We start from the raw sequence: 13441 nt of genomic DNA, 5'->3' as shown, positions 1-13441 counted from the left end.
ATCTCGGTGCGGAACTCGACCGATCTCGGCGGGGGGAGCGTGCGGGCCGAAGTGACGCAACGGGCGGGAGCCCGTAGGCTTGGTCTGTGACCGCGAACACCACGCGCAACGCCGCGCCCCAGCCCCCTGCCCCCGCCCCCGCCACCGCCGCAGCCGCGCCGCAACCGGCGCCGTATGCGCCGATCGGCCGTATTCCAGTGACCGAGGTCTTCCCCGTCGTCGAGGACGGGCGCTGGCCGGCCAAGGCCGTGCCCGGCGAGGTGATCCCGATCCGCGCCACCGTCTTCCGCGAGGGCCACGACCGCTTCGGCGCCACCGCCGTGCTCGTGCGCCCCGACGGCACCGACGGCCCCAGCGCCCGCATGGTGGAGATCATGCCCGGCCTGGACCGCTACGAGGCCCGCCTGGCCGCCGACGCCCCCGGCGACTGGGGCCTGCGGGTCGAGGGCTGGTCCGACCCCTACGCGACGTGGGCCCACGCCGCCAGCATCAAGGTCCCCGCCGGCATCGACGTCGAGCTCATGCTGGAGGAGGGCGCCCGCGTCCTGGACCGGGCGGCCGCGGTGCCGGGCCGGGACGAGGAGGGCGTGGAGGCCCTCAATGCCGCCGTGTGGGTGATGCGCAACCCCGCCAACTCCGTGGACGAGCGCCTGCAGGCCGGCCTGGCGGACGCCGTCGTCACCGCTCTGGACCGGCTCCCGCTGCGCGACTGCGTCTCCCCCTCGGCCACCTACCCCCTCCAGGTGGACCGCTCCCGCGCCCTGGCCGGCTCCTGGTACGAGATCTTCCCGCGCTCGTTGGGCAGCTGCTCCGACTCCGAGGGCCACTGGCACACCGGCACCCTGCGCACCGCCGCCGAGCGGCTCGACCGCATCGCCTCCATGGGATTCGACGTCCTCTACCTCACCCCGGTCTCCCCCATCGGCACCACCAACCGCAAGGGCCGCAACAACGCCCTGACCGCCGCCCCTGACGACCCCGGCTCCCCCTACGGCATCGGCTCGCCGCAAGGCGGCCACGACGCCATCCACCCCGACCTGGGCACCTTCGACGACTTCGACGCCCTGGTCGCCCGGGCCGGCGAGCTCGGCATGGAGGTCGCCCTGGACCTGGCCCTTCAGTGCTCCCCTGACCACCCGTGGGTCAAGGAGCACCCCGAGTGGTTCACGGTCCTGGCCGACGGCTCGATCGCCTATGCGGAGAACCCGCCCAAGAAGTACCAGGACATCTATCCCCTGAACTTCGACAACGACCCGGAGGGCATCTACGCCGCGATCCTGGAGGTCGTGCGCACCTGGATCAGCCACGGCGTGACGATCTTCCGCGTCGACAACCCGCACACCAAGCCGCTGACCTTCTGGCAGCGCCTCATCCGCGAGGTCCGCTCCACCAACCCGGAGGTGCTCTTCCTGGCCGAGGCCTTCACCCGCCCGGCCATGATGCGCACCCTGGGCAAGATCGGCTTCCACCAGTCCTACACCTACTTCGCATGGCGCAACACCAAGCAGGAGCTCACCGACTACCTGGTCGAGCTCTCCCAGGAGACCGCCCACGTGCTGCGCCCCGCGTTCTGGCCGACCACCCACGACATCCTCACCCCCTTCATGACCAACGGGAAGGTGGCGGCCTTCAAGCTGCGCGCGGTCCTGGCGGCCACCATGTCCCCGACCTGGGGCATCTACTCCGGCTACGAGCTGGCCGAGTCGACCCCGCGCCCCGGCTTCGAGGAGCAGCTCAACAACGAGAAGTACGAGTACAAGCCGCGCGACTTCGCCGCCGCGCGCGCCAACGGCATCGAGACCCTGCTCACGCGTCTGAACGCAGCTCGCGCCGCGCACCCCGCCCTGCGCCAGCTGCGCGACATCTGGTTCCACGGCACGAGCGACGACACCCTCATCGCCTACTCCAAGCGGGTCGACGCCGCGCACTCCCCCACGGGCAGGGACGACATCGTGCTGACCGTGGTCAACCTGGATCCGCACAACATCCGCGAGGGCGAGGTCTACCTCAACCTGCCGCAGCTGGGCCTGCCCGCGGACACCGACGGCTCGCTCCCCTGCCTGCGGGTGACCGACGAGCTCACCGGTGACAGCTTCGAGTGGAGCGGCACCAACTACGTGCGCTTCGACCCCTTCGCCGGTCGAGTCGCGCACGTCCTGCACGTCAAACCCCTCTGAAGGGCCCATCGCGCGGCCGGGACGAGGCGCCTTCCCGGCCGCGCCACAGGCCCGCCCCCGCTTCCCGCCCGTCCCCGAAAGGTCACTCTCGAAAGGTCACCGTGTCCGTTCCCGTCACCCCGGCATCAGGCATCGCTCCCGGTCTCGGCGCCCATCCCGCGCCACTGGCAACGCCCGTCGCCGGTATATCGAGCGTACCCGCCATGACGGGGAATCCCTATGCGCCACCGGCATTCATCCCCGGCGTGCCGGACCTGCCTCCCCAGCCCCGGACCGGGCTGTCGCCGGACCCGCAGTGGTTCCGCACCGCCGTCTTCTACGAGGCGCTGCTGCGCTCCTTCGCGGACTCCGACGGCGATGGCATCGGCGACTTCCAGGGGCTGACCTCCCGCCTGGACTACCTGGCGTGGCTGGGCATAGACGCGATCTGGATCCCGCCCTTCTACCCCTCGCCCATGCGCGACGGCGGCTACGACATCTCCGACTACACGGATATCGACCCGCGTTACGGCACCATGGAGGACTTCCGCGACCTGGTGCACCAGGCCCACGAGCGCGGCATCCGCATCGTCATCGACATGGTCCTCAACCACACCTCGGACGCCCACCCCTGGTTCCAGGCCTCGCGCAGCGACCCTGGGGGCCCCTTCGGCGACTTCTACGTGTGGGCCGACGACGACTCCGGCTACGCCGGCACCCGGATCATCTTCATCGACACCGAGGAGTCGAACTGGTCCTACGACGTCGAGCGAGGCCAGTTCTTCTGGCACCGGTTCTTCTCCCACCAGCCCGACCTCAACTACGACAACGCCTCCGTCATCGAGGCCGTGCACGACATCATCCGCTTCTGGGCGCGCACCGGGGTGGACGGCTTCCGCCTGGACGCCGTCCCCTACCTGACCGAGCGCGAGGGGACGAACTGCGAGAACCTGCCGGACACGCACGCCGTCGTCGCCGGGATCCGCAAGATGCTCGACCAGGAGTTCCCCGGCACGATCACCCTGGCCGAGGCCAACCAGTGGCCGGTCGATGTCGTGGAGTACTTCGGCACCACCGAGGTCCCCGAGTGCACCATGTGCTTCCACTTCCCGGTCATGCCGCGGATCTACTACGCCCTGCGCGAGGGCTCCTCGCGGGCGGTGCGCGACGTCCTGGCGGCCACCCCGGACATCCCGCCCCACGGCCAGTGGGGCACCTTCCTGCGCAACCACGACGAGCTGACCCTGGAGATGGTCACCGACGACGAGCGCACCATGATGTACCAGTGGTACGCCCCCGAGGACCGCATGCGCGCCAATATCGGCATCCGCCGGCGCCTGGCCCCCCTGCTGGACGCCTCGCGAGCCGAGACCGAGCTCGCCATGGCGCTGCTGCTGTCGCTGCCGGGCTCGCCGTGCCTGTACTACGGCGACGAGATCGGGATGGGCGAGAACATCTGGCTGGACGACCGCGACGCGGTGCGCACGCCCATGCAGTGGGACGAGTCGCCCAACATGGGCTTCTCCTCGGTCCCCGACCCCGGCGCGCTCACCCTGCCAATCATCCAGGTGCCGGGGTACCGGCACATGACGGTGTCCACCGAGCTGCGACGGCCCGACTCGCTGCTGCACTGGACCCGCCGCATGCTCCACGTGCGCCGCGCCCACCCCGTGCTGGGCCGCGGGAAGTTCCTCCTGCGGGACGTCTCCGACGACGCCGTGCTGGCCCACACGCGTCACGAGGCGGAGGGCCCCAGCGGGGAGCCCGGGGAGACGCTGCTGTGCGTGGCGAACCTGGCCGACTCGCCCCGCTGCGTGAGCATCTCGCTGCCCGACCTGACGGGCCGCACCACCGCCGACGTCCTGGGCGGGGCGGCGTTCCCGGCGGTCGGGCCGGACGGCCGCCTGACACTCACGCTGGGCGCCCGCGGCTACTATTGGTTGACTGTCGATCCCGAAACGCAAGGAGGCAATGGACGATGACACCCACCGAATCGACTGATCCCCCTGAACTCACCCAACCAGTCCGGCGCGGAGCCGGCCCGGCCCCGGTCTGGCCCGCCGACGCGTCGCTCCTGGCGGCGCTGGCCCCGTGGATGGCGCGGCGGCGCTGGTACCCGCTCAAGGGGGGCTCCTCGCCCGAGCCCCGCGACCTGACCCTGATCGGCGACCGAGAGCTGGCCCCGGGTGTGCGCGATCTGCTGGTGGCCGTTCCCCGCGCCGGGGCCCCGTCCGTGCTCGTCCACGTGCCGCTGGTGCTCGAGACCGGCGAAGCGCTGGCCCGCTACCGGGTCGACGGGGAGGCCCCCGGCGGCGAGGGGCTGACCGTCACGGGGCCCGACGGCGCCGAGACCTCCCTCATCGACGGCCCCCACCACCCCGCCTTCTGGCGGGCCTGGGCGCAGGCCGTCCTGGAGGCGGGAACCATCCTGGACGGCACCGGCGCGCGCGCCATCGCCCAGCGCGCCGAACGACTACGGGTGATCACCGGCGAGCAGTCGAACACCAGCGTCGTGCTGCCCGCCCCGGCATCCGACCGGGACGCGGGCGGCCCGGAGGACGCCGCGACGGGCGGACTCATCGTCAAGCTCCTGCGGGTGCTGGCACCGGGGCGCAACCCCGACGTGGAGGTCTCGGTGGCGCTGGCCGGAGACGGCTGGGACCGGGTGCCCGCGCCGGTGGCCTGGTCCGCCTTCGAGTGGCACGATCCGGCCACCGGCGCCCGCAACTCGACCGACTCGGCGGTGGCCTGCACCTTCATCCCCCGCGCCGACGACGGCTTCGAGCTGTTCTGCTCCCTGGCCGCCGATGACGACGGGCCGCACGGCCCGGTGCGCGCCAGGGCACTGGCCCTGGCGGCGGATCTGGGGACGACCACCGCCCAGATGCACCGGCACCTCGCCGCGGCCCTGGGCGCGGGCGCGCCGCAGCCGCCGGCCGAGCTGGCACGAGCCCTGCGCCGACGCGCCGCCTGGGCGCTCCAGGAGGTCCCGGCACTGGCCGAGCGCCTGCCCGGCCTTCATGAGGCGGTCGATGAGGTCCCGGCCCGGGTGGCCGGACTCGACCGGCTCGATCCACCCACCCGCATCCACGGCGACTACCACCTCGGGCAGGTCCTTCACGAGGTCGCGGGCCCCGAGGCCGGCGAGGGCCGCTGGTTCGTCCTGGACTTCGAGGGGGAGCCGCTGCGCCCCCTGGCCGAGCGCAGCCGTGCGGATCAGCCGTTGCGCGACGTCGCCGGAATGCTGAGGTCCTTCGACTACGCGGCCGCGGTCGGCGGGGTCGCCGACCGCGGCTGGCTCGACGCCGTGCGCGCGGCCTATCTCAGCGCCTACGAGGAGTCATCCCCCGAGCGCGATGGAACCGGTCGGCGCGTCGCGACCACCCTGCTGGCCGCGCTCGAGCTGGACAAGGCCCTCTACGAGGCGGTCTACGAGGCCCGTAACCGCCCCGACTGGATCGAGATCCCCCTACGGGGCCTGCAGCGCATCCTCGACACTCCCGCAACGGCGTGAGTGGAGGGAGAAAGGACCCCATCGCCCGCCACTCCCAGCACGTCCCAATAAATCTCAGCACAAAGACTCCCCTCACCCGCCCATCACATGGAAGAGTGTGACCATGACCGATGTCGCCGCACCCGAGCCCGTCCCCGCCCGCACACCCGTTCACGTCGACCCCTGGGTCCTCGCGGATGTCGCCTACGCGCGTTACTACAATCCGCACGAGGTCCTGGGCGCGCATGTCGGCGAGGACGGCGTCACCATCCGCACAGTACGCCACCTGGCCGACGCCGTCGCCGTGGTCACCACCGAGGGCACCTTCCCCGCCGAGCACGAGCAGGACGGGGTGTGGGTGGCCGTGGTGCCCGGCGACTGCGTCCCCGACTACCGAGTCAAGGTGACCTACGGCGAGGAGACCACCACGGTCGACGACCCGTACCGCTTCCTGCCGACCCTGGGCGAGATGGACACCTACCTCATCTCGGAGGGTCGCCACGAGGGCCTGTGGGAGGTTCTCGGTGCCCACCTGAAGCACTACTCCGGCCCCATGGGCGAGGTCGAGGGCGTCGCCTTCGCCGTGTGGGCCCCCAACGCCCGCGCCGTGCGCGTCGTCGGCGACTTCAACTACTGGGACGGCACCGCCTCGGCCATGCGCTCCCTGGGGTCATCCGGCGTGTGGGAGCTGTTCATCCCCGGTGTGGGCGTGGGCGCCCGCTACAAGTTCGAGCTGTGCTTCAACGACGGCTCCTGGCACCAGAAGGCCGACCCGCTGGCCCGCGCCACCGAGGTGCCCCCGGCCACGGCGAGCGTGGTGACCGACCGCTTCCACGAGTGGGGCGACGAGGAGTGGATGACCAAGCGCGCCGCCACTGACCCCCACGCGGGTCCCATGAGCATCTACGAGGTGCACGTCGGCTCCTGGCGTCAGGGGCTGGGCTACCGGGGCCTGGCCGACGAGCTCGTGCCCTACGTCAAGGAGGCCGGTTTCACCCACGTGGAGTTCCTCCCCGTGGCCGAGCACCCCTTCGCGGGCTCCTGGGGCTACCAGGTCACCGGCTACTACGCGCCCACCTCGCGCTTCGGGACCCCCGACGACTTCCGCTACCTGGTCGACCAGCTCCACCAGGCGGGCATCGGCGTCATCCTGGACTGGGTGCCGGCCCACTTCCCCAAGGACGAGTGGGCCCTGGCCCGCTTCGACGGCACGGCCCTGTACGAGGACCCCGACCCCCAGCGCGGCGAGCAGCCCGACTGGGGCACCTACGTGTTCAACTTCGGCCGCAACGAGGTGCGCAACTTCCTGGTGGCCAACGCCCTGTACTGGATGGAGGAATTCCACGCCGACGGGCTGCGCGTGGACGCCGTCGCCTCCATGCTGTACCTGGACTACTCGCGCAAGGAAGGCCAGTGGCACCCCAACCAGTTCGGGGGCCGGGAGCACCTCGAGGCGATCAGCTTCCTCCAGGAGGCGACGGCGACGGCGTACCGGAAGAACCCCGGCACGGTCATGATCGCCGAGGAGTCCACCGCCTGGCCCGGCGTCACCGCCCCCACCGAGTACGGCGGGCTCGGCTTCGGGCTGAAGTGGAACATGGGGTGGATGAACGACACCCTGCGCTACCTGGCTGAGGAGCCCATCAACCGGCGCTACCACCACGGCGAGCTGACCTTCTCCCTGGTCTACGCCTTCTCCGAGCAGTTCATCCTGCCGATGAGCCATGACGAGGTCGTCTACGGCAAGGGCTCCCTGCTGTCCAAGATGCCCGGCGACCACTGGCAGGAGCTGGCGGGCCTGCGCGCCCTGTTCGCCTACCAGTGGTCGCACCCCGGCAAGCAGCTGCTGTTCATGGGCCAGGAGTTCGGCCAGGGCACGGAGTGGAACGCGGACAACTCGCTGGACTGGTGGATCCTGGACGACCCCGGCCACCAGGGCCTGCTCCACCTGGTGAGCGATCTCAACCGCTTCTACACCGACTCCCCCGCGCTGTGGGCGGACGACTTCTCCCACCGGGGCTTTGAGTGGATCGAGGCGGGCGACGGCGACCACAACGTCCTGTCCTACCTGCGTAAGGGCACGGGGCCCGACGGTCACGCCGACCTGGTGGTCTGCGTCGTCAACTTCGCCGGCACCCCCCACGAGGGCTACCGGGTCGGACTGCCCTTCGCCGGCGGCTGGGACGAGATCATCAACACCGACGACCCCGAGTACGGCGGCTCCGGCGTGAGCAACTCGGGGCACGTCGAGGCCGAGGAGCTGCCGTGGAACGGCCGCCCCGCCTCGGTGCGGCTGCGCGTGCCCCCGCTCGGCGCACTGTTCCTGCGCCCGTCGCAGAACTGACGAGGGCGCGGGGCTGACGCGGGCTGCACGAGGACGGCGTAGAGCCGCGGCAGCCCGGGCGGGCCGACGGCGACCGGATTACCGGCCGCCGTCGGCCCATTCTTTTGCCGTGATCGGTCGTATTCCGCACCGAGATCGGTCCAGTTCCGGCTCGAGATCGGTTCGCTTCCGCACCAAGCGCCGAGATCAGCGAGCCTTTGCCGGCGCCGGGGTCGATCGCCCCATCCGCGCTCCATGACCGAATCGCGACGCCTCCCGTGTCGGGAATGACACCGCCTCAACGAGCGAGCCCACACCCGGACCGCTAGGCTCAAGGCGTCCGCGGAGGAGCCCGGTCGTCGGTGCTCCCACGCCGATCAGCCCGATCCCTCGTTGTACACCTCGTGCGGCCGTTGCAATCCCGTTGCAACAGCAGCTCCATGCAATCTGATAAGGGAAGAATGATGACGCAGAACCTGATCCAGACCGTGCCTTCCCACGTTCGGTCCGTCTCGGGTCACCCCGCCAAGGCCTCGACTCAGATGGAGGTGTGGCAGGGCCTGTCCGCCGCCGTCGTCGACACCATCGCGGACAACTGGCACGCGACCGAGCAGACGTACCGGACCGGCCGGATGGAGCACTACTTCTCCGCCGAGTTCCTCATGGGGCGCGCGCTCCTGAACAACCTGACCAACCTCGGCCTGGTCAAGGAGGCGGAGAAGGCCGTGGGCGCCTTCGGCCAGAACCTGTCCGACATCCTCGAGCAGGAGCCCGACGCCGCCCTGGGCAACGGGGGCCTCGGGCGCCTCGCGGCCTGCTTCCTCGACTCCTGCGCCACTCTCGACCTCCCGGTCGCCGGATACGGCATTCTCTACCGCTACGGCCTGTTCAAGCAGCTCTTCTCCGACGGCTTCCAGACCGAGCACCCCGACCCGTGGATGGAGGAGGGCTACCCCTTCGTCATCCGCCGCGAGGAGGCGCAGCGGATCGTGCGCTACAACGACCTGGTCGTGCGCGCTGTCCCCTACGACATGCCGATCGTCGGCTACGGCACGAAGAACGTCAACACGCTGCGCCTGTGGCGGGCGGAGAGCACCGAGGAGTTCGACTACGACGCCTTCAACTCCCAGCGCTTCACCGACGCCATCGTCGAGCGCGAACGCACCGCGGACATCTCCCGCGTCCTGTACCCCAACGACACCACCTACGAGGGCAAGGTCCTGCGCGTGCGCCAGCAGTACTTCTTCTGCTCGGCCTCCCTGCAGGAGATCGTCGACAACTATGTGGCCCACCACGGGGACGACCTCACCGGCTTCTCCGAGTTCAACTCCGTCCAGCTCAACGACACCCACCCGGTCCTGGCCATCCCCGAGCTGATGCGACTGCTCATGGACGAGCACCATCTGGGCTGGGACGACGCCTGGGCCGTCGTGTCCAGGACCTTCGCGTACACCAACCACACGGTGCTCGCCGAGGCGCTGGAGACCTGGGAGACCTCGATCTTCGAACAACTCTTCCCGCGCATTATGGAGATCGTCCGGGAGATCGACCGCCGTTTCCGCGAGGACCTCGCGGCCCGCGGCGTCGACGGGGCCAGGATCGACTACATGGCGCCGATCTCGGGCTCCAAGGTCCGCATGGCCTGGATCGCCTGTTACGCCTCCTACGCAATCAACGGCGTCGCCGCCCTGCACACCGATATCCTCAAGCGCGACACCCTCAAGGACTGGTACGCGATCTGGCCCGAGCGCTTCAACAACAAGACCAACGGGGTCACCCCGCGCAGGTGGCTGCGCGAGTGCAACCCGCGCCTGTCCGCCCTGCTGGATGAGGTCACCGGCTCCGACGCGTGGGTGAAGGACCTCTCGCTCCTGGAGAGCCACACGCGAGTCGACGACGCCGTTCTCGACCGGCTGACCGAGATCAAGCACGCCAACAAGGTCGACTTCGCCGCCTGGATCGCCGCACGCGAGGGCATCGAGATCAATCCGGACGCGATCTTCGACGTCCAGATCAAGCGCCTCCACGAGTACAAGCGCCAGCTGCTCAACGCGCTCTACATTCTGGACCTGTACTTCCGCATGAAGGATAACCCCGGCCTGAGGGTGCCGGAGCGGGTCTTCGTCTTCGGAGCCAAGGCCGCCCCCGGGTACGTGCGGGCCAAGGCGATCATCAAGCTGATCAACACGGTCGCCGACCTGGTCAACAACGACCCGGTCGTCTCCAAGACGATCAAGGTCGTGTTCATCCACAACTACAATGTCTCCCCCGCCGAGCACATCATTCCCGCAGCCGACGTCTCCGAGCAGATCTCGATGGCGGGCAAGGAGGCCTCGGGCACGTCCAACATGAAGTTCATGATGAACGGGGCGCTCACGCTGGGCACCCTCGACGGCGCGAACGTCGAGATCTTGGACGCGGTCGGCGAGGACAACGCCTACATCTTCGGCGCCACGGAGGACGAGCTCCCCGCCCTGCGCGCGACCTATGATCCGCGCGCCGCCTACGAGACCGTCCCCGGCCTCAAGCGGGTCCTGGACGCCCTCATCGACGGCACCCTGGACGACAACGGCTCCGGCTGGTTCGCAGACCTGCGCCGCAGCCTCCTGGAGCCCTCCTACGAGCCGGCCGACGTCTACTACGTGCTGGGCGACTTCCCCGCCTACCGCGAGACGAAGGACCGCATGGCGGCCGACTACGCGGACCAGCGCGCCTGGCAGCGCAAGGTGTGGGTCAACATCACCGGCTCCGGCCGCTTCTCGTCGGACCGCACGATCAGCGACTACGCCAAGATGTGGAACATCCAGCCTGAGCCGATCGCCTGAGGCCGAGTCGCCTGGTACTCCGGCGCGGCGCCCCCCACCGACAAGGTGGGGGGCGCCGCGCGCCATCCAGGGGGCGCGGCACCCGACGACGACGCACCATGCCTCCTTCGCCGAGATCGGTCGAGTTCCGCGTCGAGATCTGTATTCGCGCGCCCCTATCACAGGCAATGCGAAATCGCCAGAATGGCCTTTGGCCCAGGGGCGCGGCACGCACGATGCGTATCCACCTGCAGCGCGTGAAACAACCTGCAAGGCCCCGGAAGACCCAGCCGCTGGTCGAGTCCGCATTAATTCAATCTACGGAAAACCCAAGGACCGGTGCGCGAGGGAGCGGACGGGCCAGTCGACCCGGTTAGTACAGAATGCTGGCCAGCTGGCGACGAGCACGGGCCACCTCGGGAGCCGAGAAGCCAATAACGTCGAAAAGCTCGAGCAGCCGCAGCCGCGCGGTCTCCCGCTCCTCGCCGGAGTGCGAGCGCACCGCCTCGAGGCCGCGCCCCAACGCGACATTCACGTCCCCCAGCGCCACCGCGGCGTCGGCCCCGGCGAGCTGATCCTCCAGGCTCGCCCCGGGAGCGTCCGCGGCGGTCAGCAGGGAGTACGGATCCTTGCCGTCCATGCGCCCGAGCATGCGGATCTGGGCCCGTGCGATCTTGAGCTCTCCATCCGCCGGGTTCTGCGCAATGGCGTGGTCGTAGACCTTCTCGGCGGCCGCGTAGTCGCCCCGCTCCATGGCCTCGCGCGCCTGACGCTCCACCTCGGTCTCCTCAGGCTCAGCCGGCTCGGCCTCATCCGCCGGCTGCGGCGCAAGACGCCCGGCGACGCCGTTGCGAGCCGCCAGCTCGAGCAGCTGATCGAGCAGCTCCCGCAGCTGGCCGGCGGGGATCGCCCCCTGGAACAGCGGCACCGGCTGTCCGGCGACCAGGGCGACGACGGTGGGCACGGCTGTGGCCTGGAGCGCCTGGGCGACCTCCGGAGCGGCGTCGACGTCCACACGCGCCAGCTGGAAGCGGCCGGCGTACTCCCGGGCCAGTGTCCCGAGCTGGTCGGCAAGGGCCGTGGAGGCCTGGGAGCGTGAGGTGTGGAGGACAACCACCACTGGCACCTGCATGGAGATCTCGGCGGTACTGCGCAACGAGGCGGCGTCGACGTCCACCACCAGCGGCGCCGAGACCGTAGAGTCTGTGGCCGAGACCGAGGACGAGCCCGCGGAGCCGGGTGCAGGGCGCCCTGCGGGTCTCCCGGCGCCCGACGGGCTCCCTGTGGCGGGAGCACCCTGTTGGGATGCAAGAGTGGACAGGTCCACGGCGCCGAACATGCTCATGGTGAGCCTTTCCCGGGCTGAGCCAGCCCGCTAATGGGTGGAAGGAACAGTGGGGTGGTGGCGAGACAGGCGGGGTCCTGAGTCTATTGGCTCAGCCGGGTGACTTGGAGTCGTCCTTGGAGGCCGACGCCAGCACGCGGCTCTGCCCCAGAAGCACCGGCTGGTTGCCGGACGCCTCGGTGGGTTCGGCAGGCGGGATCGAGAAGGCCATCATGACGTCGTTCGTTGTCGTCACCTCTCCTGCGATCTCGGTGCCCGTCCCCAGCAGGGAGGCGACGTCCGCCGGCATCTTGAGCGTGGATTTGGCAACCGTGCGCTTGTACACGACGTCGTAGGTGATCGTCGTGAACACGATCGCACCGTTCTCCTTGGTGCGCACGCCACGAAAGCCGTCAGAGCCGCCGCGAGCAGCTACCGTGATCTCGCCGGCCACGGACACGTCCTTGCTGCGCAGCGACGCCAGTTGCTGGCGCAGAGGATCATCGGCGAAGGTCTTCCCGTTGTCCCCATCGGGGTTGTTCAGCGCGTCAATGTAGGCGTCCAGGACCTGCTGGGGCGTGGAGAGCAGCCCGTCGGTGTCGCCATCCACCTGTTCGCTTCCCGCCGAGACGGCCGTTGTCTCGGGGATGCTGACGGGAACGAACGGCTGCACCCAGGCCCACAGCTCGAAGTTGTCGCGAGCCCCGTTCTGGGTCATCGCCAGCAGGTAAGGGACCTTGTCCTCCTCGGCGTCGGTGACCGCCAGGGCAATGCGGGGGAAGCCCGTGGTCAGTCCTGCGGTACCGGCCTGGCTCTGGGTCGTGAAGTGCTCGATCTTGCTGTCGTCCTTTGCCGCCGAGGCCAGGGTGTACTCCTCGGTGCGCACACGCTGGGCCGGCCCGGTGAGGTAACCGGACAAGAGCTTGGCGTCTTTTGCGGCGTCTGCGGCGTCCAGGCCGGTCTGGATGCGTTCGAGGACAGTGGTGAAGCGCGTGCTGTCCAGGACCGAATGCGCTGTGGGAGTCCCCACCGCGGGCGCCGGCGGGAGTTCCTGTGAGCACGCCGTGAGCGTGGCGCCGACGACGGTCGCAGCAGCGGACGTCAGGAAGGCTCGGCGGCTGGTCATCATGCTTTCTCCTCGTCGGACTCGGAGCCGGTGGGCGTCTCAGGCGCGGCATCAAGCCGTCTGTGCTCCGCTGGCCAGCCCTGGGCCGGGAAGAAGGGATCGGACTGTCCATTGGTGTCGGGGTGGCTCGGGCTGGCAAAGCCCTGCTGTCCCTCGGGCTGAGTGCCGTAGTCCGGGTAGCCCGGGCCGGTAAAGCCCTGCTGTCCCTCGGGCTG

At 69.8% G+C, this 13441-nt stretch carries 8 protein-coding genes; 5 read left to right on the top strand and 3 right to left on the bottom strand.

All coding sequences use genetic code 11. The features are described 5' to 3' along the window. Window positions 1-86 precede the first annotated feature (86 nt). From O145_RS15240 to O145_RS15220, 5 genes are all read left to right on the top strand, one after another. The gene (locus O145_RS15240; protein ID WP_043564546.1) at window positions 87-2177 is read left to right on the top strand and encodes an alpha-1,4-glucan--maltose-1-phosphate maltosyltransferase; all 2091 of its coding nucleotides are present in this window, start codon (window positions 87-89) and stop codon (window positions 2175-2177) included. A 203-nt stretch (window positions 2178-2380) separates the two neighbouring features. After that, a complete protein-coding gene (gene treS, locus O145_RS15235) occupies window positions 2381-4138 on the top strand; it encodes a maltose alpha-D-glucosyltransferase (RefSeq protein ID WP_229118630.1) in 1758 nt (585 codons plus the stop codon). Continuing rightward, a complete protein-coding gene (locus tag O145_RS15230) occupies window positions 4135-5670 on the top strand; it encodes a 1,4-alpha-glucan-branching protein (protein ID WP_043564543.1) in 1536 nt (511 codons plus the stop codon). The genes treS and O145_RS15230 overlap by 4 nt, the downstream gene beginning before the upstream one ends. 103 nt (window positions 5671-5773) lie before the next feature. Next, window positions 5774-7993, top strand: coding sequence for a 1,4-alpha-glucan branching protein GlgB (gene glgB, locus O145_RS15225; RefSeq protein ID WP_229118629.1), 2220 nt, complete (start codon window positions 5774-5776; stop codon window positions 7991-7993). Window positions 7994-8436: 443 nt separating this feature from the next. Further along, the gene (locus O145_RS15220) at window positions 8437-10797 is read left to right on the top strand and encodes a glycogen/starch/alpha-glucan phosphorylase (RefSeq protein WP_043564540.1); all 2361 of its coding nucleotides are present in this window, start codon (window positions 8437-8439) and stop codon (window positions 10795-10797) included. Window positions 10798-11149: 352 nt separating this feature from the next. On the opposite strand, the gene O145_RS15215 is transcribed toward O145_RS15220, so the two are convergent. From O145_RS15215 to O145_RS19460, 3 genes are all read right to left on the bottom strand, one after another. Continuing rightward, entirely contained in the window at window positions 11150-12121 is a 972-nt protein-coding gene (locus tag O145_RS15215) for a tetratricopeptide repeat protein (RefSeq protein ID WP_043564538.1), read from the bottom strand. A gap of 91 nt (window positions 12122-12212) precedes the next feature. Then, window positions 12213-13229, bottom strand: coding sequence for a hypothetical protein (locus tag O145_RS15210; protein WP_043564536.1), 1017 nt, complete (start codon window positions 13227-13229; stop codon window positions 12213-12215). After that, the coding region (locus O145_RS19460; protein WP_043564534.1) for a hypothetical protein at window positions 13226-13441 on the bottom strand (216 nt) is incomplete at its 5' end. The genes O145_RS15210 and O145_RS19460, both read right to left, overlap by 4 nt.

This window comes from Actinomyces israelii DSM 43320 (assembly GCF_000711965.1).
Classification (GTDB): Bacteria; Actinomycetota; Actinomycetes; order Actinomycetales; family Actinomycetaceae; genus Actinomyces; species Actinomyces israelii.
Note: the sequence above shows the minus strand (reverse complement) of the source record. Positions and strands in the feature narration are given on the sequence as shown.

Coding starts and splice junctions, on each gene's coding strand:
- treS (WP_229118630.1), top strand. CDS start 2,381: ATGACGGGGAATCCCTATGCGCCACCGGCATTCATCCCCGGCGTGCCG.
- O145_RS15230 (WP_043564543.1), top strand. CDS start 4,135: ATGACACCCACCGAATCGACTGATCCCCCTGAACTCACCCAACCAGTC.
- glgB (WP_229118629.1), top strand. CDS start 5,774: ATGACCGATGTCGCCGCACCCGAGCCCGTCCCCGCCCGCACACCCGTT.
- O145_RS15220 (WP_043564540.1), top strand. CDS start 8,437: ATGACGCAGAACCTGATCCAGACCGTGCCTTCCCACGTTCGGTCCGTC.
- O145_RS15215 (WP_043564538.1), bottom strand. CDS start 12,121: ATGAGCATGTTCGGCGCCGTGGACCTGTCCACTCTTGCATCCCAACAG.
- O145_RS15210 (WP_043564536.1), bottom strand. CDS start 13,229: ATGATGACCAGCCGCCGAGCCTTCCTGACGTCCGCTGCTGCGACCGTC.